The sequence below is a fragment of the Enterovibrio sp. QJM3NY_24 genome (assembly GCF_057786035.1).
In genome coordinates this window covers 925,149-948,227 of record NZ_CM173519.1, presented here as the reverse complement: position 1 = coordinate 948,227, position 23,079 = coordinate 925,149, and the positions used below count along the sequence as shown (strand labels likewise).

15 protein-coding genes and 4 pseudogenes are annotated in these 23,079 nt (G+C 47.4%); 16 read left to right on the top strand and 3 right to left on the bottom strand.

Annotated elements, in window-relative coordinates:
• The first annotated feature begins 141 nt into the window (after positions 1-141).
• From ycaO to pflA, 5 genes are all read left to right on the top strand, one after another.
• Positions 142-1,896: a 30S ribosomal protein S12 methylthiotransferase accessory factor YcaO gene (gene ycaO / locus AC3CIC_RS04110; RefSeq protein WP_488515414.1), complete on the top strand. Its 1,755-nt coding sequence runs from the start codon at positions 142-144 to the stop codon at positions 1,894-1,896.
• Positions 1,897-2,446: 550 nt separating this feature from the next.
• Positions 2,447-3,991, top strand: a complete 1,545-nt coding sequence (locus AC3CIC_RS04105) for a DUF3360 family protein (RefSeq protein WP_394212578.1) — start codon at positions 2,447-2,449, stop codon at positions 3,989-3,991.
• Positions 3,992-4,189: 198 nt separating this feature from the next.
• Positions 4,190-6,466, top strand: coding sequence for a formate C-acetyltransferase (pflB, locus tag AC3CIC_RS04100; RefSeq protein ID WP_488515413.1), 2,277 nt, complete (start codon positions 4,190-4,192; stop codon positions 6,464-6,466).
• A 273-nt stretch (positions 6,467-6,739) separates the two neighbouring features.
• Positions 6,740-7,945, top strand: a complete 1,206-nt coding sequence (locus tag AC3CIC_RS04095; RefSeq protein ID WP_488515412.1) for an EAL domain-containing response regulator — start codon at positions 6,740-6,742, stop codon at positions 7,943-7,945.
• Positions 7,946-8,146: 201 nt separating this feature from the next.
• The gene (gene pflA, locus AC3CIC_RS04090) at positions 8,147-8,887 is read left to right on the top strand and encodes a pyruvate formate lyase 1-activating protein (protein ID WP_488515411.1); all 741 of its coding nucleotides are present in this window, start codon (positions 8,147-8,149) and stop codon (positions 8,885-8,887) included.
• A gap of 117 nt (positions 8,888-9,004) precedes the next feature.
• On the opposite strand, the gene AC3CIC_RS04085 is transcribed toward pflA, so the two are convergent.
• Positions 9,005-9,652, bottom strand: a complete 648-nt coding sequence (locus AC3CIC_RS04085; RefSeq protein WP_488515410.1) for an energy-coupling factor ABC transporter permease — start codon at positions 9,650-9,652, stop codon at positions 9,005-9,007.
• Positions 9,653-9,868: 216 nt separating this feature from the next.
• Between AC3CIC_RS04085 and AC3CIC_RS04080 the strand changes: the two are divergent.
• From AC3CIC_RS04080 to AC3CIC_RS04065, 4 genes and pseudogenes are all read left to right on the top strand, one after another.
• A pseudogene (locus tag AC3CIC_RS04080) lies at positions 9,869-10,377 on the top strand (YfbU family protein).
• Between the two features lie 676 nt (positions 10,378-11,053).
• A complete protein-coding gene (speA, locus tag AC3CIC_RS04075) occupies positions 11,054-12,976 on the top strand; it encodes a biosynthetic arginine decarboxylase (RefSeq protein WP_394212570.1) in 1,923 nt (640 codons plus the stop codon).
• 52 nt (positions 12,977-13,028) lie between these two features.
• Positions 13,029-13,952 carry an agmatinase gene (gene speB, locus AC3CIC_RS04070; protein WP_488515409.1) on the top strand — a complete coding sequence of 308 codons (924 nt, stop codon included), beginning with the start codon at positions 13,029-13,031 and terminating at the stop codon, positions 13,950-13,952.
• Positions 13,953-14,290: 338 nt separating this feature from the next.
• Positions 14,291-15,322 carry an IS110 family RNA-guided transposase gene (locus AC3CIC_RS04065; RefSeq protein WP_488515408.1) on the top strand — a complete coding sequence of 344 codons (1,032 nt, stop codon included), beginning with the start codon at positions 14,291-14,293 and terminating at the stop codon, positions 15,320-15,322.
• Between the two features lie 429 nt (positions 15,323-15,751).
• Here AC3CIC_RS04065 and AC3CIC_RS04060 read toward each other — a convergent pair.
• Both AC3CIC_RS04060 and AC3CIC_RS04055 read right to left on the bottom strand, forming a co-directional pair.
• Positions 15,752-15,919 (bottom strand): annotated as a pseudogene (locus AC3CIC_RS04060) (IS6 family transposase); the annotation flags it as partial.
• Between the two features lie 66 nt (positions 15,920-15,985).
• A pseudogene (locus tag AC3CIC_RS04055) lies at positions 15,986-16,249 on the bottom strand (helix-turn-helix domain-containing protein); the annotation flags it as partial.
• 152 nt (positions 16,250-16,401) lie between these two features.
• Here AC3CIC_RS04055 and AC3CIC_RS04050 point away from each other — a divergent pair.
• The 7 genes and pseudogenes from AC3CIC_RS04050 (at position 16,402) to AC3CIC_RS04020 (ending at position 23,049) form a co-directional block, all read left to right on the top strand.
• A complete protein-coding gene (locus AC3CIC_RS04050; protein WP_488515407.1) occupies positions 16,402-17,403 on the top strand; it encodes a phytanoyl-CoA dioxygenase family protein in 1,002 nt (333 codons plus the stop codon).
• 16 nt (positions 17,404-17,419) lie between these two features.
• Complete coding sequence (locus tag AC3CIC_RS04045; protein ID WP_488515406.1) at positions 17,420-18,745, top strand: serine hydroxymethyltransferase; 1,326 nt, start codon at positions 17,420-17,422, stop codon at positions 18,743-18,745.
• Positions 18,742-19,380 (top strand): LysE family translocator, encoded by a 639-nt coding sequence (locus tag AC3CIC_RS04040; RefSeq protein WP_488515405.1) that lies wholly within the window; start codon positions 18,742-18,744, stop codon positions 19,378-19,380. Before AC3CIC_RS04045 ends, AC3CIC_RS04040 begins: the two co-directional genes overlap by 4 nt.
• A gap of 135 nt (positions 19,381-19,515) precedes the next feature.
• Positions 19,516-19,667 (top strand): annotated as a pseudogene (locus AC3CIC_RS04035) (GFA family protein); the annotation flags it as partial.
• A gap of 93 nt (positions 19,668-19,760) precedes the next feature.
• A protein-coding gene (locus AC3CIC_RS04030) for an IS3 family transposase (RefSeq protein WP_488515404.1) occupies positions 19,761-20,869 on the top strand; the annotation gives its coding sequence in 2 pieces (ribosomal slippage) (positions 19,761-20,013 and positions 20,013-20,869; 1,110 coding nt in all).
• 313 nt (positions 20,870-21,182) lie between these two features.
• A complete protein-coding gene (gene rlmA / locus AC3CIC_RS04025) occupies positions 21,183-21,998 on the top strand; it encodes a 23S rRNA (guanine(745)-N(1))-methyltransferase (protein WP_488515403.1) in 816 nt (271 codons plus the stop codon).
• Between the two features lie 94 nt (positions 21,999-22,092).
• On the top strand, positions 22,093-23,049 hold the full coding sequence (locus AC3CIC_RS04020) for a ChaN family lipoprotein (protein WP_488515402.1): 957 nt from the start codon (positions 22,093-22,095) through the stop codon (positions 23,047-23,049).
• Positions 23,050-23,079: the final 30 nt, after the last annotated feature.

The following is a 23,079-nucleotide window of genomic DNA, read 5'->3' as shown; positions in this document are numbered from 1 at the left end:
GCCATTAACGATTTGATATCTCGACTATAACGTAATTTGGACAACTGCTGGCTAACTGAGCGTCTATTTTTTGCAAGTACGTAGCAATATTTTGACATTATGAGTATATACTCCCAGCCCCTCTGTGAGATTGAGAACCCCATGAAAACCTATATCCCTGGTAAAGATGCCGCACTGGAAGAGTCGATCAATCGTTTTGAATCCAAGCTAACAGCTGCGGGATTTAACGTTGAACCTGTTTCCTGGCTAAACCCTGTCCCTAACGTTTGGTCTGTTCATATTCGTGACGTTGACGCACCAATGAACTTTACTAACGGCAAAGGTGCCAGCAAAAAAGCCGCGTTAGCGTCTGCGCTGGGTGAATATTTCGAGCGTTTATCGTGCAACTATTTCTATGCCGATTTCTATCTTGGCAAAGAGATCGCTGACTCTTCGTTTGTTCACTACCCGAACGAGAAATGGTTCCCGCTCACTGACGACGACAGCCTACCAGAAGGTCTGTTAGATCAACCGATGTCTGCGTTCTATGATCCAGACCAAATGCTAACTTGTTCAGATCTCATTGATCTTCAATCGGCCAATGAAGATCGCGGTATCTGCGCATTGCCGTTCGCACGTCAGAAAGATCAACAAACCGTTTATGTACCCATGAACATCATCGGCAACTTGTACGTGTCAAATGGCATGTCAGCAGGTAACACGCAAACAGAAGCGCGCAGCCAAGCATTGTCCGAAGTCTTCGAACGTGCCATTAAAAACCGTATTATTTCGCAGCGTCTGAGCATGCCGGAGATCCCTGCTGAAGTACTGGCTCAATACCCGTCTATTCAAGCGTCTATTGATGCGATGGTTGCCGAAGGCTTCCCTATCGTTGTGTACGACGCGTCCATGGGCGGCAACTACCCCGTTGTTTGCGTCACGCTGTTTAACCCGCATAACGGCACTTGTTTCACGTCATGGGGGGCACACCCTCGCTTCCAAGTGGCACTAGAGCGCACTGTGACAGAGCTATTGCAAGGCCGCAGCCTGAAAGATCTCGATGTGTTCGAAGCGCCATCTTTCCACGATGAAGATGTGGCTGATCACCACAACCTGGAAACGCATTTTATTGACTCATCAGGCACTGTGTCTTGGGACATGTTTAAAGACTCGCCAGATTACGCATTTGCAGAATGGAACTTTGAGGGAACCTCACAAGAAGAAGTGGATTGGTTGCTAGCAAAACTGCACGCTGAAGACGCCGACGCTTATATTGCCGATTACGACCACTTGGGCGTGAACTGCTGTCGCATCATCGTACCGGGCTGGTCTGAAATCTACCCACCGGAAGAAGTGCAGCTTTGCAACAACAACCGTGGCACCGATTTGCGTGATGCTTTAGGCATGCTGCTAGCGACGGAATACAGCGATGACGCCTGTGAATTCTTGTTCGATGTGCTAGAAATGGCGGATTTCGACGACAGCTACATGGTATGTGAGCTGATGGGTATTGCGCCGGACGCAGGCACCATTTGGAAATCACTCACCATTGGCGAACTGAAATGCTTATTGGCATTGGCGATGGGCGATTTGGAATCAACACAAGACTTCGCCGTATGGAGCTTGGATTACAACGCCACGATTTACAGCCAAGAACGCTCAGTGTTTATGCGCTGTTTGATTGCAAGCCTAGAACTTGCACAAGACAAAGACCGCGACCCTGTTGAATATCGACGCGCATTTGGCTTCACCTATGGTGACAGCGTGACCGAAGCCGTTTGGCAGTCCATCACTGGCGATATTCGCTTTTATGGCTTGACCGCGCCGGAAGCGTCGCTTACCGAATTTGGTGCGCATCAGAAGTTGCTGGGTTCTTACCACAAGCTGCAAAAAGCAAAAGCTGCCGCGCAAGACTAACACCCAATAGACGGTTACATGCCCACATGGTGATTCGTCATGTGGGCGTTTTTTTGCAATATGGTTGTCGGTGAGCATCGATTGTTGGATTGTTGATGTCATCAGCTTATAAATGATCCTCCTTTAAAGAAAGGAACAGCTTAAGACGTTTGGTTTTTGAGAAAAAATGATATGCGTCCGAAATTCATTCATTGAGGCTGGTTGCCCCCGATGTTTCTCTGTAAAAACACCTTGAATTACACATTTCTGTAGCACGCATCACACTCCGCCTTTGGTAATTTTATTTCAGTTTCGCATCCAAATAGACAGATTTAGTCGTAAATACGACCATTTGATTGCTATTTGACCAATCCTCTCTTGCCTGACGTGTAATTTATTTTCACGAAAATGATCTAAATCAAGTTAGCCGAGAAGAGGTTTGTTAGTATTCATGTTACGAATTTTGGCTCCCGGCTTTTGCCCGTTTCACACCTTATTTGAAGGGTGAAACATTTGCTGAACAAGGCGAGAGCGTAACCAGTTCTGTTTGCTTTTGTACGTAGAGGACTTTATGTCAACCCAAGCCCCATCAGAGCAAATCGGTGATCAGGCGCAAAGCGAGTATCAAGCTAAGCACCGTCCCGCTTCGGAGTTCGCAACGCGTTCAGATTACCTGGACCACGAACTTCAAATCATGAACCCACGCCGTTGGAAACTTAACCTTCCTGGCCGTGATTTCCGTTTCGAACTCGAAGATTTAGTTCCGGCTCTTGCAGGTACTATCGGCATTATCGCAATGTACTCAGCGGTAATGATGTCTTGGGCTGATGGCCTGACACAAGCTTGGGACCACATCAACCTCGGTAAAGAATTCGCCATCGAAGTCGCACGTGTTGAGATGCTTATCCCAGCGCTGCTTTTCTGTATCTTGGCATCTGGCTTTATTAACCCTCGTGCAAACCTTGCTGGTAACCACGGCCCAATGATCCCGTTGATCGGAACCATTGCGCTGGCAGGCGCTCACCCCCTCGCTTTAGCATTACTTCTTGGTGTGTTTGGCCTGACGTTGAGTTACTTCAAGGGCGGTTCAAAACTGGTCAACCTCACCAGTGAAGGTGTAGCAGGTGGTCTGCTTGTCTTCCTTGGTTTTACCGGTGCAATGAGCCAAATCAGTGACATTCAATCTTGGGCCAAGGGCTTGGAATCAGCGTCAGTGGCTAAAGGCAGCATGGGCTATATCGGTCTGGTTGTCCTTGCCGTGAACGTCATCCTTTACGCATTCCTAGCGCGTATCGGTAAACGTTGGTTAGCGATTCCTGCTTGTGCGGTATTAGGCTTAATTACTGCATTGGCCATGGGCGCAGGCTTTGACCTGACGTTCACAACCGAAATGGGTCTGCCTAACCTGAACCCTGTTTATTGGTGGGGAAGCACTGAGCAAGGTTGGATGCTGGGTCTGCCGAATCTGCAGCACTTTATTGCATCATTGCCATTTGCCATTCTTGCTGTTGCTATGTGGTCACCAGACTTCTTGGGTCACCGTATCTTCCAAGAGTTGAACTACCCGAGAAAAACCGAAAAAGTACTGATGGACGTAGATGACACCATGACCACTTGTTCACTACGTCAAATCGTAGGTACAGCGGTAGGTGGCGGTAACATCACTTCATCTTGGGGTACTTACATGATCCCAGCAGCTATTGCGAAACGCCCAATTCCAGCGGGTGCCATTTTGCTTGGCTCACTGTGCATCATTATTGCCATCCTTGGCTTCCCTATGGACGTTGCAGTATGGCCACCAGTGATGCGTATCGCGCTACTGGTTGGTGTATTCCTGCCATTGCTTGAAGCTGGCGTTCAGATGATTCGTGAAACCAAAGATTCACAATCAGCCGGTATCTGTATCTTCGCTGCCATGGTTGCGAACCCAGTACTAGCATGGGCACTAGCAATGCTGTTGGACAACAACGGTCTCATCGGTGACAAAGAGCGTGCGAAGAAACTGTCTTTTGTAGACCGTATCGTGATTCCTGGTTCAGTATTAGTTATCTGTCTGGTTGCTATGCTGGCGGTTGGTATGCTCGAAGATCAGTTCGGTATTCCAGCACTGATGTAATTATTGATTTGGGCAGCCGCTTTGGCTGCCCAAATTACTATCCATACAAGGCTAAGAAAGCGTAAAATCAAGCTCGTTTAATAAAGCGTTTTTGCTTTTACAGTTTTTAATGATCGCGTACTGACCACTGTCTCCACAGTGGAGCGGCATTCAAACCGCTAAGTACTTGTTTTCTTCTACTAAAAAGGTAGGTACATCATGTCTGAGCAATTTGCTAAAGCATGGGAAGGTTTCGCTGAAGGCGAATGGCAGAACGAAGTTAACGTTCGTGACTTCATCCAGAAGAACTACACCCCTTATGAGGGCGATGAATCATTCCTAGTGACTGAAGGTACTGAAGCGACTAACGCGCTTTGGGACAAAGTCATGGAAGGCATCAAGCTTGAGAACTCAACTCACGCCCCTGTAGACTTCGATACTTCTGTTGTTTCTACCATTACCGCTCACGATGCAGGTTACATCATCCAAGATCTGGAAAAGATTGTTGGTCTGCAAACTGAAGCACCATTGAAACGCGCACTTATCCCTAACGGTGGTGTGCGTATGATCGAGGGTTCTTGCAAGGCTTACGGCCGTGAGCTGGACCCAATGGTTTCAAAAATTTATTCAGAATACCGTAAGACGCATAACCAAGGCGTTTTCGATGTCTATACCCCTGACATCCTAAACTGCCGTAAGTCTGGTGTTCTGACTGGTCTGCCTGATGCATACGGCCGTGGCCGCATCATCGGTGACTACCGTCGCGTAGCACTTTACGGTATCGACTACCTGATGAAGGACAAAGCTAAGCAATTCCATTCGCTACAAGCGAAACTGGAAGCTGGCGACGATCTTCAAATGACCATGCAACTGCGTGAAGAAATTCAAGAGCAGTACCGTGCATTGATCCAGATGAAAGAAATGGCTGCAAAATACGGCTGTGACATCTCTGGTCCTGCATTGACTGCACAAGAAGCTGTTCAGTGGGTTTACTTCGGCTACCTAGCCGCTGTTAAATCTCAAAACGGTGCAGCAATGTCTTTGGGTCGTACTTCTACGTTCCTAGACGTGTACATCGAGCGTGATATTGCTGAAGGCAAGATCACGGAAGTTGAAGCACAGGAAATGATCGACCACTTCGTCATGAAGCTGCGTATGGTTCGCTTCCTACGTACGCCTGAGTACGATGAGCTGTTCTCTGGTGACCCAATTTGGGCAACAGAATCAATGGGTGGTATGGGTGTTGACGGTCGTACTCTGGTAAGCCGTACTAACTTCCGCTTCCTGAACACGCTTTACACCATGGGTCCAAGCCCAGAGCCAAACATCACTGTTTTGTGGTCTGAGCAACTGCCAATCGGCTTCAAGAAGTTCTGTGCGAAGGTATCTATCGATACGTCTTCTATCCAGTACGAAAATGATGACCTGATGCGCCCTGATTTCGACAACGATGACTACGCTATCGCTTGTTGTGTATCACCAATGGTTATCGGTAAGCACATGCAGTTCTTTGGCGCGCGTGCAAACCTTGCGAAAACTCTGCTGTATGTAATCAACGGCGGTGTTGACGAGAAAATGAAGCTGCAAGTGGGTCCTAAGCAAGCGCCTATGACTGACGACGTTCTGGACTTTGATAAAGTTTGGGCTGACCTAGACAACTTCATGGATTGGCTAGCAACTCAGTACGTGACCGCACTGAACGCTATCCACTACTCGCATGACAAGTACAGCTACGAAGCGTCTTTGATGGCACTTCACGACCGTGACGTTTATCGCACCATGGCGTGTGGTATCGCAGGTCTTTCTGTTGCAGCTGACTCACTGTCTGCTATTAAATACGCAACGGTTAAGCCTATCCGTGACGAAGACGGCATCGCGATCGACTTCGACATCGACGGCGACTATCCGAAATTTGGTAACAACGATTCACGTGTTGATGACATCGCATGTGAACTGGTTGAAAGCTTCATGACCAAAATTCGTAAGATGAAAACGTACCGTAACGCTGTGCCTACTCAGTCTATCCTGACTATCACGTCAAACGTGGTGTACGGCAAGAAAACGGGTAACACGCCAGACGGTCGTCGTGCAGGCGCACCATTCGCACCGGGTGCAAACCCAATGCACGGTCGTGACGAAAAAGGTGCTGTCGCATCTCTGACGTCTGTAGGTAAACTGCCATTTGCTCACGCAAAAGACGGTATCTCTTACACCTTCTCTATCGTGCCTAACGCACTGGGTAAAGATGGCGACACGCAGAAAGCGAACCTTGCTGGTCTAATGGACGGTTACTTCCACCACGAATCAGGCATCGAGGGTGGTCAACACCTGAACGTGAACGTTCTGAACCGTGAAACACTGGAAGACGCTGTTAAGCACCCAGAGAACTACCCACAGTTGACTATCCGTGTATCGGGTTACGCTGTGCGTTTCAACTCTCTGACTGCTGAACAGCAAAAAGACGTTATCGCACGTACTTTCACTGAATCTCTATAATTTTTTAGAGTCAGTTTGAATCAGAAAACACCTCCCATGCGGAGGTGTTTTTTTATGTCCTTTTTCCACTATATCCACACCAATTTCCCGTCTCTTACCTTTCTCTTATCCATCTTTGATACCAAATATCCCACGATCCCCGTATTGGTGAATTCCCAGCCCATCTACCGTACGACGTTCTGTCGACGTCTGCTAAAAACCTGACCATACTGTAGGGAAAAGCTTGCCCATCAACTAAATAGCGCAACCTATTACAAGGATTTGTGGGGAAACATGAAGATATTGCTTGTCGAAGATCATCCGTTTCAAAGGGACATGGTAGCAGGACAATTGATGCAGCTATTGTCTGGGGATGAGATGCTTCTGACAGCTGGAAGTGGTGCCGAAGCACTTGAACATGTGCTTGCTCATAAACCCGATTTGGTCTTTTGCGATTTACACCTGCCTGACATTGACGGTATCAAGCTCTTAAGCAACATGGCAGAAAGAGGCTTTTCAGGCTGTATCGTCATCACCAGCGCAGCATCGCAAAAGGTGCTGGATACGGTAAAAAGTATGTGTGAAAACCTTCACCTGAATGTGCTAGGCATACTCCCGAAGCCTGCCACTATCCCTTTGCTGAAATACTACATCAACCTCACCCATGAGCATGACACCAATTTCCCACTAGATCTTGTTCCATTGTCGGAAGATGAGGTGCTTGAAGCATGGAAAGCGCAACTGTTTGAAACGTGGTTTCAGCCTATCGTTCGCTTAAGTGACGGAGAGTGGATCGCCTGCGAAGCCCTTCAACGTTTGCACCACCCAACACGCGGCACGCTAATACCTCGACATTTTTTAGGACAACTTTCGGCGCTGAATATGGAGTCCGAACTCACGTTGTCAGTCATAGACAAGATCATTGCCAATCAGGTTGACCTGAAAGGACGGCCAGTCGGCGTGAATATCTCGATGAACAACCTCATTGAACTTAACTTCATTGACCAAATTATCGAGATCGGTAAAGCGCACCCTACACTGTGTGAAGCCATGTATTTTGAACTGATGGAACCCGACCATTTCGTCCATATTGGACAAGTTCAAGAGGCAGCATCGCGTTTGCTGCTCAATGGCTTTCGCATTGCCATCGATGATTTTGGTGCGGGGCATACTTCACTGCAAGAAGTGGAATTTTTGCCGCTAGACTCGCTCAAAGTGGGCTTGTCTTTGGTTCTCCCCATGCTAAGCAGCCGAACAGCGAGTGCATTGGTAGAAGCGAGTATCCTGATAGCAAGGCGCATCGGTGTCGCTTCGGTCGCCGAAGGGGTTGAATGCATTGAAACATGGCACGGCGTTCGAGATATGGGCTGCGACTACGCTCAGGGATTTTTTATCGCCAAGCCCATGCCTATTGAAGACCTAGAAAATTGGCATACGTTATGGTTATCGCTCAAAAATCACCGGTCCCTCTGCCCCCCTTCAGTGCTTAATACCATTTAACGTCACTTAACGCGTTTTTAGCTTGCACACTTTGTCATTTTTAACGAAGGGCACCTGATTACCCCTGCCTCAAATTCATCGCGATTAACTCGCTCTTCCTCTCCGAATAATGTCTATGCCAAACAGGCTGAATCCCTGTATCTGAAAGGGGTTTCGGTATAATATAACCCCTTACTTTTTACAGTAGTTTTGGAGAATCTCATGTCGGTGATGGGCCGTATTCACTCTTTTGAGTCTTGTGGAACCGTTGATGGTCCTGGCATTCGCTTTATCGTGTTTTTGCAAGGTTGCTTGATGCGCTGCAAATACTGCCACAACCGCGATACATGGGATCTGGATGATGGCCGTGAAGTGTCTGTTGAAGAAATCATGAAAGAAGTGGTCTCTTATCGTCATTTCATCAATGCATCTGGCGGCGGCGTTACCGCTTCAGGCGGTGAAGCCATGCTTCAACCTGAATTTGTACGTGACTTTTTCCGTGCAGCAAAAGCAGAAAACATTCATACCTGTCTTGATACCAATGGTTATATTCGTAAACACACTGACGTGATTGACGAAGTACTCGACACAACCGATTTGGTGATGCTGGATCTCAAGCAACTTAACGATGAAATCCATAAAGATCTGGTTGGTGTTTCAAATCGCCGCACACTCGATTTTGCTCGTTATCTGCATCAGCGCGGCCAAAAGACCTGGATTCGCTATGTGGTCGTTCCGGGTTATACCGACGATGAAGATTCGGTTCATCGTCTCGGCGAGTTCATCAAAGACATGGACAATATCGAAAAGATCGAGATGCTGCCTTACCATCAATTGGGCGAGCATAAATGGGAAGCGTTGGGTTACGAATACGACCTCAAAGACGTGAAACCACCAACGAAAGAAACCATGGAAAAGCTGAAAGCAATTTTGGAAAGTTATGGCCACAAGGTGATGTACTAAGCCTGCCGTCCATGACATGCCCGCTTTAGATAACCGATTAAAAAACGGCCATTTTGGCCGTTTTTTTGTCTCTGCAACCTCAGATGTTTACCCTTTCAGGTATTGTTAATGTCTCATCTAACGCTCTGGAGAGAGATACTCCTTGTCATAAAACGTGCGCAGCCAATGTGGTCGGTACACCGCCAGCAAAGTCACGGCCATTCCATTTAACAAGCCTTCTGGGAACCACATCAACAGGGCCAAGATCAGATAATTATCAACAATGGTTCCCCATGGATGCAGCCCTGAAATCCAATACCCTGCCGATACAACACAAAGATGAAAAACAAGGGTGAACGCTGCATTTAAGAACCCAGCGACAAAAATATAGATAAACAAATGGTGGCTTAGATACTGGTAGGAAAGCCAGAATATCGCATAGCTAACAAAAGCAGGGATCACCGCTGTGGTGAAGGCATACAGGCCAACGTCTTGCCAAGGCAACAAGCCAAACCCCACCATTAACGCCAAAGGGAACACACTGATCCAAACGGCAATCCTAGGGCCATGGCACAGCGTCAGCACTGTCATGCCGAGGAAATGAATATCGAGCCCCTCACTGATCCCAGCTTTCAACGCCCATAAGCAAAACAACACCATGGCACTCGCAAACACCAAATGCTGATACCCTTTGTTTTGATGCATTTTCTGCCACGCGACTGGCGTCCAACAAAACCAAAGCGCCACCAATAAACACGCCCACCCCAATCCTTGCCAATAAACCATGAGTGCTCCATCACACGTTCCGCTGTGGTCGAAATTTTAAGCAGTATTCACCACACAGGCTTCAAGTTAAAAAACCGTAACTAACCTGTGTTGAGATCAAAAAAACACACGGTGCTAACTGCTAATCTGTGGCACATGAAATGCCAAATATGCTCACGACTAACGACAATTAAGAGACTGTTTGGATAACGAATTTTAATCTTTTGAGGCTATACCATGGAAATGACCCACGCTCAGCGTCTTATCCTATCTAATCAGTACTCGCTGATGTCGCAACTTGAACCACAAAACGCGGAAAAGTACCGTCGTCTACAAACCATTGTAGAACGTGGTTACGCGCTGCAAATGCGTGAACTTGATAAAGACTTCGGCGATATGTCTGAAGATCTCTGCCGTCAGGTGGTTGATATCATGGAAATGCACCACGCACTTCAAGAATCATTCCGCATGTTAGAAGCTGGCACACGATGCGAATGCGATGTCGATGAGCGTCGCCTTCAGTTCTGGGGCTTCGATGCAGCAACAGAAGCACATCTAGTTAACTATGTTCGTTTCCTTACCGACATTGAAGGCGTTTATACCCTCAATTCGATAAAGGCTCGCACCATTTCAACAGCCAAATGCCGATGCTTGAGAAGTATCAGCGTATGTTAACTGTATGGCGCAACTGTCCGCGTCAGTATCACCTCTGTGGCAATGAACTTTGCCAAATCGTGAACGCATAACTCTCACAAGCTTTCGCTCAAAGCCGTTCTCCTGAACGGCTTTTTTGTATCAATTATTGTGTCTGCACCACAGTCAAATAGGCTGTGAAGAAGAAGGTGATGATACGAGAATCCGCCCCCTATCTGCCCTGCCTCTTCGGCCACCCACTCGATGAAACAAATCACTCGTCACGTGCAAATTAATTTATTTGCACCGAGCGTAAAACGGTTGTCTAATCGCCACGCACCCGTTCTGGTTTAGATGATGCCAATGAGGTGTATCCGGGCTTTGAACAGCATTTCCCAATGAATGAATGCTGACAATAAAAGAGCCGTGTTCCCTGTCATACCGTGCCTGTCTGCAGCACGGCCTTTTTAGGAATGGCAATGAAATCTTTCGCAAAACCGCATGTTCTGGCGACTAGCCTGACCCCCGTTTGCGACACCGCAGTAACTCTTCATCCGCAAAACAGCCCCCAGACCCTGTCGACTCATACGCGCAGGAAAAGGGCATCGTTAAGGCGAACACGAAGCGCTGACGCCGTGCTTCTTGATCTTTCGCTACAGATGCCTGAATAAGGTCTGCCTGCGTTAAACGCAATCCAATAATTTTCTTTGGTACAAGCTACCGTTGATCGCGTGACGTTATCCGCGGTCTGCGAACTTGCTTGTGCCCAATCACCGCCGAGGAATGAACATGAGTGATTGGTCTATTAATGACGCCCGTGATGTCTACAACACACCGTATTGGGGTCAGGGGTACTTTGATATTAATGCTCAGGGTGAAGTGATTGTTCGTCCTGATGTAAAACGTCCAGAGAACACTGTCGGGCTATCGACACTGGCCGATGAGCTGATCGCGCAAGGCGCATCGCTCCCGGTATTGGTGCGTTTCCCAGAGATCTTGCATCATCGCGTAGACAGCCTGTGTGCGAACTTTAATGATGCGATTGCTGACTATGGCTACCTCGGCGAATACCTGTTGGTTTACCCCATCAAAGTTAACCAACAAGAAGCCGTTGTGAGCGAAATTCTCAAAAGCCAATATGCGCGTCAACAGCGTCAGCTCGGCTTAGAAGCAGGCAGCAAGCCTGAACTTATGGCGGTGCTAGCCATGGCGCGTCAAGCAAGCTCTGTGATTGTGTGTAACGGTTATAAAGACCGCGAATACGTGCGTCTGGCACTCATTGGTGAAAAACTCGGCCACGAAGTGTACATCGTGCTCGAAAAGCTTTCCGAACTTGATCTGGTGCTTGAAGAAGCCAAAGCCTTAGGCGTGAAACCACGTCTTGGCCTGCGTGCGCGTCTTGCCTCTCAAGGCAAAGGCAAATGGCAAGCAAGTGGCGGTGAAAAGTCTAAATTTGGTCTGTCTGCTTCGCAAGTTCTGACCGTGATGGACAAGCTGCGTGAACACAACATGTTGGATTCACTGCAACTGCTTCACTTCCACCTCGGTTCGCAAATCGCCAATATTCGCGATGTACGCTCCGGCGTGAGCGAAGCTGCCCGTGTGTATGCAGAACTTCACAAACTTGGCGCAGGCATTACCACTGTCGACGTGGGCGGCGGTCTCGCCATCGATTACGAAGGAACACGCAGCCAAAGTAGCTGTTCAATGAACTACAGCTTGCGCGAATACGCCAACAATGTGGTTTATACCATCGGCGATGTCTGCAAAGAATACGACATAAAAATGCCGCGTATTATCTCAGAATCTGGCCGAAATCTGACCGCACACCATGCTGTGTTGGTCACCGATGTCGTCGGTGTGGAACGCTATCAGCGCGAAGAGGTGTTTGCGCCAGCTGAAAGCGCACCACAGAATTTGCACAACATGTGGCATTCGTTTAAAGATTTGAGCCAATCAGGCGATCAGCGTTCATTGGTCGAGATTCACCATGACAACCAAAGCGATCTGTCCGAAGTGCACATGCAGTTTGCCATGGGTATGGTCAGCTTTGCCGAGCGCGCGTGGGCAGAACAAATCAGCCTGCGTATTTGCTACGAGTTGTCACGCAAAATGTCGTCAAAGAACCGCGCGCACCGTCCTGTGTTGGACGAACTGAACGAACGTTTGGCGGACAAGTTCTTCGTGAACTTCTCTTTGTTCCAGTCGTTACCTGACGCATGGGGCATCGACCAAGTCTTCCCAATTTTGCCGCTGAGCAATCTGGACAAAGCGCCAGAGCGCCGTGCAGTCATGCTCGATATCACCTGTGACTCTGATGGTGCCGTTGATCAGTACGTGGAAGGACAAGGCATCGAAAGTACCCTTGCTGTTCCAGCATGGAGTGACGAAGAGCCTTACCGCATGGGTTTCTTCCTTGTGGGTGCTTATCAAGAAATTCTGGGCGACATGCACAACCTGTTTGGCGATACGGATACCGCCGTGGTGCGTAGCCGCAGTGAAGGCGGTTTCGACATTGAAGCCATTGAACGTGGTGACAGTGTTGGCGACGTTTTGCGCTATGTGCATCTCGACCCATCACAGTTCTTGCTGCAATACGAAGAGATGGTAAAAGAGCATTTGCCCGAAGAAGAGCACGATGCAATTCTGGCTGAATTGTCAGAGGGCCTAAATGGCTACACCTACCTCGAAGACATTCGTTCAAACCGTTAATTTTTGATTGCCCGCTCCAGCGGGCAATTCGTATTTGATAGGGAGTTATTTCATGGCAACACTGGCCAACTACCCAGATTATTCGCTGTATTCCAATGCGTTCGGTTTCCTTCGTCAGCCATTGGTTTTCCAACCACACGGTTGCGACGCTGACGTTATCATCACAGGTGTGCCATTTGATATGGCGACCACGGGGCGTTCAGGCAGCCGCATGGGGCCAGGGGCCATTCGTCAGGCTTCGATCAATCTGGCTTGGGAAGGTAAACGCTGGCCGTGGGACTTTTCACTGACCAAAGAAATCAAAATGGCCGATTGCGGCGATCTCGTTTTTGATTGCGGCGACGCAGCGCAAATGTGTGAGCGCCTAGAAGCGCACGCCACCAGCTTGCTGGCTGAAGGCAAAACGCTGCTCACTTTTGGTGGCGATCACTTTGTTACCCTGCCGCTGCTACGTGCTCACGCCAAACAGTTTGGTGAAATGGCGCTGGTACACTTTGACGCCCACACAGACACCTATGACATGGGCAGCCAATACGACCACGGCACCATGTTCTACCATGCGCCCAACGAAGGTTTGATTGACCCACTAAGCTCAATCCAAATCGGTATTCGCACCGAGCACAGCCACAAACTTGGCTACCAAGTGGTGGATGCAGCAACCGCGAATGATTGGTCTGCTGATCAAATCATCGAAGCGATCAAAACGCGCGTTGGCGATCGTCCGGTTTACCTAACGTTTGACATCGACTGTCTTGACCCCGCTTACGCACCGGGCACAGGCACACCAGTGTGCGGCGGTTTGAGCACAGACAAGATCCTAAAAGTTATCCGTGGGCTTCAGGGCATTAACCTGATTGGCATGGATGTGGTAGAAGTCGCTCCCGCGTATGACCACGCGGAGCTAACGTCTCTAGCAGCCGCGACGATTGCGACCGACCTGCTTCACGTGTGGGCGGCGAACCGTAAGGCGAAGTGATAGTAACTCGCTAACGAAAAACACCCGCTTAGGCGGGTGTTTTTGTATGTGCTAGTGGGTTGAAAGCTGTTTGTTCGCTCAAGATCGTTTATGCCCCATTCCGTGTTGCCAACGTTAAAATACATCAGCCTCGCCCCAAGTGGTTTCGATAGATTTTCTAATAACAAACGAGAGGTTGGTAGCAATACCACATCTTGCCAAAGGGCGTCAGGATTGTATTTGCCCGATAGCTAACACTTCTTTTCCTTTCTAAAAGTGCCTGATGAGATGGACGCTCCCAAATACGGCGTCATGCACCAAACTGAGATTGCGAAATCAGTTAATCAGGAGCGTCCGTTATGCAGTGTAAAACCATTGGCCTCGATCTGGCTAAGAACACCTTTCAAGTCTGTGGCGTAGGCGAACATTCCACGCCGATTTTTAACCGTAAATTGAAGCGCAGCCAACTGGTGCAGTTTTTTGTCCAACAACCACCGACAACCGTGGTGATGGAGGCCTGCTACTCCGCCCACTATTGGGGGCGTGAACTGGCTAAACTTGGTCATCAAACAAAGCTTATTCCCGCACAACATGTCACGCCCTTCGTGCGAGGAAACAAAAATGACCACAATGATGCCTTAGCCATTGTTGAAGCCTGCCAACGGCCTCATGTCCGTTTTGTGCCCGTAAAAACCGAGTACCAACAAGAAATACTGTCTCTGCACCGTGTACGTGAGCGACTACAGCGAAATCGTACATCTTTGGTTAACCAAACCCGAGGCATATTGAGTGAATTTGGTGTCATTGCACCTGTTGGCGTTAAGCACCTCAGAGCCAAGCTTGCCGACATTATCGGGGATACCTCGTGCTCTCAAGGGCTACGTAACATTGTGGCTAACGCCTACATAGAGTTGCTTGATACGGAGCAGCGTATTGAAGACATTGAACAAAGGCTTAAGGCCTTCCTTGACGAACATCCTTGCGGTGACATTGTCATGAGCCTTCCTGGTGTTGGGCTCATCAATGCGTCGGCGTTTCTTGCTTCCATAGATAAAGGGCAAGCTTTTCATTCCCCGAGAGAATTTGCGGTGTGGCTAGGCCTGACGCCTCAGCTTTATGCCTCGGGCGATACACGTCGCATGGGAGGCATTACGAAGCGAGGCGACCGATATCTGAGAACACTATTGGTGCATGGAGCTCGGGCGGCGTTGAGTCGTGCGAGAAACAAAACAGACGCATTAAGTGTGTGGGGCAATCAGTTGGTACATCGGCGTGGTTACAACAAAGCCGTTGTGGCCTTCGCCCATCGCCTGGCACGACTGATGTGGATATTGCTCCAGCGGAATGAATGCTACCAACCGCAGCCAGCCTTGGAGGCATGCCAAGGATGAACACACAAAGAACGACGAGTCTGCCTTCACAATCACACCATTTTTATACAAAAAGCAATGCAACAAGATGGCGTGGCGGCGGATAATACAATCAGTTTCACCCACCGTGGTCAGTCATGGTTGATGAACAAAGGTTTTCCCTACCTGATTCAAGCCTGTCTGGGACAAGGGCGCTAAGCCCGAGTGTCTGTTGAAGGCGGTCAGGTACGGAACTCATTAGAGGCCGAGGCAGGCGAAAAAACCGCCTCATTCTTGTCAAAGAAACGAGCCTGGATATATGTCAGTACTGACCTTCCCTTAAAGGGAATGAAAACCTGAACATCAACACTGAACACAGTGGCAAAAACAACCTGAAATTCGTCTCGCTACGCGAAACGACAAGAGCATTTTGGCTTGACGTTCGGGGAGCGTCCATATATGTCCCAGCAAGTATTCAATAAACCACCGATAAATCGTTGAGCGGTTCACTGAAATCCCTCTTTCCGCCAACATATCACTGACGTTGGCATAACTCATGGGTGTTGAGCCATACCAACGTAGCGACCAAAGAATGATTTCAGGCGCGAAGTGTTTCCATTTGAATTCGTTGTTGGTCATTGACTACCCATCCGCTAAGGCGATATGAATATGTTGGATCACGAGGGATTTTTTGCAACAAGCCCCTATCAACGCCATGGTTTGAATCACCGTTAGATAGCCTGATGAACCGCCATTTAAAGGCGTTAGTTTTGCCGATAATGTGTAATCAACAAGGTGGCGATGCACAGTTGTTTCGTGGATACGCAGAGCTTGTGAAATCATTGCGGCACTCCAACCTTCAGATGCAAGAAGTACCGCTTTAATGCGGTCACGCACTCGACCATCACGAGTTTTATCATGTTGTATTTCGAGTTCTTTTTTCTGATTATCGGTTAGAGATATTTTCATGGTCTGTAAACAATCCTGAACGTTTAAAAAATCAAGCATCTTCAATGATCACGGGTATAGTTGACCACTAAAATAAAGACTGATAGGTTCGACACCCTTCATTTAACATCATAGTAATATCACAGTAACATCATAGGGTGGACAGCTAATCAATGGACAAGAGCAAAGGATTGACGAGAGAGCAAATAAGGTGTTTTCGCCGAGATGGTTATTTAGGACCATTACCGAGGTTCGCAAATGTCGAATTAATTCAAGATGTTTTAACGGAAGTTAAGGAGATAGCTCAAAGCCCAGAGCCGCATCCCCTGTATGGTCGTTATTCTGTCCGGGATTGGCATTTAGTATCGACGGAAATTAAAGAGTTGATGACAGATTCAGCTTTGATCCCACAGCTACAGTCTCTAATTGGAGGCGATTTAGCTCTTTGGCGCTCAAAAATTTTTCACAAGAAACCTGGAGAGAATGGTACAGGTTGGCATCAAGAGTGGGGGGATTTCGATGGTGAAGAGATTGGTAATAATAAGCCTAGTTTAAGGCCAAAACAAGAAAGGCGAGATCGTTGGTGGAATTTAACTGTTTGGGTTGCTCTTACTGATGTTGAGCTTGATTGCGCTCCGTTACGTTTCATTCGTGGTTCACATAAAAAACAATATCCTAAAACCATGGTTCCGATGACAGAATCTGAGTTTTGGCATGATCCATTTATTGACTGTAAAACAATCGAAGACGTTGTCGAAAGGGCGAATAATTACACACTAGTATTGGACGTTGATACCAGTGGGATTTTTGAAAATTATCAAATTAGTGGGAAATCATTCGAGGATGTTAAAGCCTATGTTCGAGCTGAACTTGCAAAATTACCTGCAAAAAAAACATTGGGTGTAGACGAGAGCCAAGAAGATATAGTGACGATCCCTATGAAAAAAGGGGAATTTGTTATTTTCACGGAAAGAACCATGCATGGTTCTCTTACTAATACATCTTCTAATGACCGGTTTGGCATTAATTTTAGAGTAACGGCAACGGATACGGAAATTTATCCATTTCGACATTTGGGCGACTTTATTGATGGCTCAAACATAGATATCACAAAACATTCGAGCTTACTGCTCTGTGGTAAGGATCTGTCTAACACACGTAACAGTTATACGTGAGAAGGGAGGTTAGAAAGTGATTATCAACAAACAAATGCATGACATGAATATTCTGAATGATGCTTCTGCCTTACTTGGGCGTTCGACTTCTAAAGAGCTCTATCAAAAATTAAGATCTTTAATAGAGCGACACGATACTGTGAGAGTGAAGACAGGAGTAAACCTTGTGGCAGCAGAAGGCCCTATGAGTTTACAAGCTCGGGGACTACTAAGTTGTGACTTGGGATCTAGAGCCTCAGGCGGTTCTATTGGGCGAAATAACCGTTTTTTTACGGGGCTTGATCAAGCTGACGAAATAGAAGCACTTTGCATAGTATTACTTAAGGAATTATTTGAATGCAATCATGCAGACTCTAGGCTTTTAGGAGGGCTTCATGCTAATACGGTTGTCTACTCAGTTCTCAAAAACCATTTCAACGTATCAGATATGTCCACCCTCAATACATTTTATGGTGGTAACTCAAGTAACCATAGTTTAGGCCCCCCGGGGATCTTGAACTATTCCATTTCAGATCTTCCTGTGGATCCGAATACCCTCGAAATTGACTTAAACGCCTTTGAAGACATGGCTAAGTTTAGACAACCGAAATTAGTGAGTTTAGGGGCAGGCCTCAACCTTTTTCCCTTTCCTGTAAAAGAGATAAAAGACATTATTTCTCGTTGGGGAGGGATGTTACTTTTTGATGGCTCACACCAAGCAGGGTTGATTGCTGGTGGAGTTTATCCAAACCCTCTGTCTTTGGGAGCTGATATCTACACTGCATCGACAGGAAAGACGTTTAGTGGTCCTCAGGGAGGAGTAATTTGTTGGAATTCGGAAAAGTTTTCTTCTCCGATTAGCACGACTATATTCCCAAAGCTAACTGGTTCACATCAACTTAATCGAATTGCTGCCCTGACGGTCTCATGCTTAGAATTAAAGGAATATGGCCTTGAATATATGGCTCAAGGGATACTTAATGCTAGGCAACTTGCTAGTAATTTACAGGCGCACGGGTTGGAGGTGCTCTGTTCTGATGAAGGCTTTACTGAAACTCATCAAGTTGTTGTGAAATGGACTCGAGAAGAAGGTGCGCGTTTAGCATGCTACCGTCTAGCTGATGTTGGGGTTTTTGCTAATGCAGTCCCACTTCCTGAAGATAGAGAGTTGTTATCTGGGATACGTTTTGGTGCAACAGAAATTACTCGATTAGGGGTTACACAAAGTCAAATAGTTGTTTTAGCTGAGGTAATCGCAGGCGTTCTACAAGGTAATTACAATTTGAAGGAGGCGCGTAATGTAGTAAGTGAGTTAGCCTCAACATTTTCTGGCTTTAAATATAGCTTGGAGGGTGGACAATGATTTCAATTACAGAACTGTTTACCTACTTATTTGTTACGTTGCTATATGCGTTTATGCCCGGTCCTGCAATGCTTTACAGTATTGCTCAAGCAGTGTCAGGAGGGAAGAAAGTAGGAATTATGGCAGCTTTTGGCCTTCATATAGGAGGTTATTTTCATGTAATTTTAGCTGTATTAGGTTTGTCTTCTGTGCTTTTAGCTAATCCTTCTCTCTATTCTGCTATTCAAATGTTAGGAGCTCTCTATCTTGTTTGGTTGGGTTTCCAACGTATCTATCTATCAAAAAAATTACGTATTACTTCTTGTGAAAGCAATCTTACCTCTCCTAAAAGAACGTTTATTGATAGTATCATTGTAGATATTCTGAACCCTAAAGCCGCAATTTTCTATCTTGCTTTTCTCCCACAGTTTGTGAATGAAGCAGGAAGTGTTGCTGTTTGGCTCCAACTGCTTATTTTGGGAGTTGTTACGAATTTATTGTTTAGTAGTGCTGATCTGTTAAGTGTTTTGATGGCGAGTCATCTACAGAAAAAGTTCCAAGCAAGAAGTAACTGGGTTGATGTTTTCTCAAGGTGGTCTGGTAGTATTTTTATACTGTTAGGTGTTATGGCCTTGGTAAACTCCTCGTACAATTAGAGGGAGGGACACACTTCTCGGATTTTCAATTCAAGTTGAGCTTTATGTTTACGATGTAATGACTTAGGTTAGACGGTAGTGTTGCTCGTTACTTAATTCGTAGTTAGCTGCGACTCATGTTGTGAGGAGTAATAAATGGAATATCCACTTATAGGAGCATGTCAGTGCGGGCAAGTGACCTATGACTTGTATGAAAAACCACTAATGGTCTTTGCTTGTCACTGACAGAGAGCCAAAAACTGTCTACCAGCCCATTTAGCATTACAGCAGTTGTCGATGCCGAGAAAACTACTAAGGGAAACTATTCAAACTGTCTACTTCCCCTATGCTGAGACAGTCTAAACTGGAGTTTTCTGCCACAGAAAAAGCAGGAGAGCACCATGAAGAAGTCACGGTTTACTGAATCACAGATTGTCACGATCCTCAAAGAAGCCGACGCAGGCATGAAAGTTGACGATATTTGCCGTCAACATGGCATCAGTAGCGCAACTTATTACAATTGGAAAGCCAAGTATGGTGGGCTTGATGCGTCTGAACTGAAGCGTATCAAGGAACTAGAGGCAGAAAATGCCAAGCTCAAAAAAATGTTTGCCGACGTCAGTTTGGAAAACCATGCCATGAAGGAGCTGTTCGCAAAAAAGGGTTGGTAGTGTGTGAGAAACGAGATTGTACACGCACGTTAGTTGCCGCTGGTCTGAGTGTTCTTCGTGCATGCCGGCTCACGGCACTGGGGCGCGCGAGTTACTATCGAGAGCCGAAGGATTGGCGTATTGCCGATATTGAGGTTATTGATGCCATTAATGCGGTACTTGAAAAAGCCCCTAATGCAGGTTTCTGGAAGTGTTTCTGGCGAATAAAGCGAAAACATAAAGGTTTCAACCATAAGCGGGTATACCGAGTTTACTGCCGTATGGGATTAAACCTAAAACGGCGTCAAAAGCGCGTACTACCGCCACGAATTGCTATGCCGCTGGATGTGGTGGATACACCAAACCACCAATGGGCACTCGACTTTGTCCATGACGCTCTGTATTGCGGTAAACGCTTTCGGACGCTCAATATTCTCGATGAGGCAACACGCGAATGTTTAGCCATAGAAGTCGATACCAGCTTACCAGCGGGACGAGTGGTACGTGCCCTCGAACAGTTGGAACAAGAACGCGGCCTACCAAAACAGCTTCGTATGGATAACGGACCAGAGCTTATCTCTGAGCAATTAACCGACTGGTGTAAAGCACACGATATTGACCTTGTGTATATCCAGCCTGGCAAGCCTCAGCAAAACGGTTTTGTTGAACGTTTTAATGGTTCATTCCGGCGAGAGTTTTTGGATGCATATTTGTTTGATTCACTGGTTCAGGTTCGAGATATGGCATGGGTATGGATGTGTGATTATAACGAAGAGCGAACCCACGAAAGTTTAGGAAATATTCCTCCGGCGGAATACCGGAGAAAGCTGGAAACCTCTAATTATGAGTTGTCTCAATAAATGGGGAGTGGACACTAGGTTCTAACCCTTTTCAGCCGCCCCACTACGCATTATACCCATAGTGTTAAATAGCTTTAGATAGACCCAAAGATAGCACCTACCCGTGATTTCAACTCTTCAAGAGAAACTTGCTTAGAGCAGTAAGACGCAGATCGTGGTGTATATTGCTCCGTGATAAATGCAGCCGCATAGCCTTTCGCATCATTGACAATTGTCTCTATGAATTTTCTTCTTCTATTCTCCTCACCTTGCTTGAACCCCCAGCGCCTACACCGTATCCTTGCCGCTCATCCATTCTTGTCGAAACATCACTATGTCATCTTATCTTTGCCCACTGTGTCAGCTTCCGCTTAAGCGCATTGAACGCACTTACAAATGCACCAATAACCACCAGTTTGATGTGGCGAAAGAAGGGTATGTGAACCTTCTTCCGGTTCAGCATAAGCGTTCAAAAGATCCCGGTGATAACAAAGAAATGATGCAGGCTCGCCGTCAGTTTCTTAACGGCGGTCACTACCAGCCAATGCGCGATGCGGTGTGTGAGTTGCTTTCTGACTTATTGGCCGATCAGTCATACACCCAGCTTTTGGACATAGGTTGTGGCGAAGGGTATTACACCAGCCATTTTGCGCAGGCATTGCCTGACACCAAGGTGCTTGGCCTCGACATTTCCAAAGTCATGATCCGCCATGCAGCCAAACGCTACCCAGAATGCGATTTCTTGGTCGCCTCAAGCCAACGCCTCCCCTTTGCCGACGCGCAACTGAGCGCGGTAGTACGCATCTACGCACCTTGTAACGGTGAAGAGCTTCAGCGCACTATTAAAGACAATGGCGTGGTCGTGACTGTGACACCAGGCCCTCGTCACCTGTATCAGCTCAAAGAGGGTATTTATGATGGCGTAAAGCTTCATGATGTCCCTGTAGAAGATCTGCCAGGGTTTGAACTGGAAACCGAGCACAGCGTTGCCTATCCAATGACGCTCAACAGTGAAGACGCAACCACATTGCTTCAAATGACGCCGTTTGCATGGCGAGCACCTGACGCGTTGTGGCAGACATTAAAAGAGACTGAGCAGTTTGACTGCGAAGCAGATTTCACCCTGCGCGTTTATCGCAAGAAAGCCTAAAAAGCAGAAAAACGCGGGAATAACGCAACAAAGCAATCACCCACGTTTTCCGTCATACTGGTGCGTATCTCCTGATATTCAAGGACACGAATTCATGTCGATACGCGCATTTTCCGCCGCATTCATTCTCGCGACGCTTTTAGGTTGCAGTCACCCACTTACGCCGAAAGAAACCCCAGCCCCCAAGGGCACGCTTTACGACTACCGCATTGAATCTCCCAATGGCGTGCCCTATTCGCTCAACGAACTTGCCAATGCACTGAGTGACGCTGACGTCATATTGGTGGGGGAATGGCACACCCATCCTGGTATTCACTTATTTCAAGCGCAATTGCTTTCTACTCTCGCCGCGCGTTATCCCGCCACTGCGCTGTCTATGGAGCAATTTTCACGCCCAGACCAAAGCCTGATTGACGGCTATCTTCAAGGTGATTTTGGGGAAAGTGCGCTATTGAGCCAAAGTGGTAAATGGCCGAACTATGCCAGTGATTATCGCCCTTTGATTGAAATAGCCAAAACCAATGCCATGCCTGTTATCGCGGCGAATACCACGCAAGAGATCGTGCGTTGCCTCGCCGCTAAAGGGGAAGGCTACCTTGATACATTACCTTCGGAGAAACGTCGCTACGTGGCACAAACCCTCTCGAGCGAGCCCTCGCCGTACAAAGAGAAATTCTTGTCCGTGATGTTCCACGGCAACGAAGAGAAAACCAATAACCAGTATCTGGCACAAATCGCGTGGGACGACACCATGGCCGAAAGCATGGTCGAATTTTTGGCAGAAAACCCGAATAACAAGGTGATGCACATTGCAGGCGCGTTCCATGTTGAAAATGGCTTAGGTATTGCAAGCCGCATTTTGGCGCGAAACCCCAGCCTCAAGATCGCCATTGTTTCGCCGCAAACCCAAGGTGCGCCGCTGCCCAACGAGGTTAAAGATTATCGATTAGTCGTCAACCCACTGCCTGAGCAATGGCTATCAGAGAAAGAAATGCAGGATGCTATCGGGAGCATGCGACACAACGGTGGGAACGCACCTAGCTGCTCCTAGATGCTAAACAGCGAGCCTGCGTGCAAACCC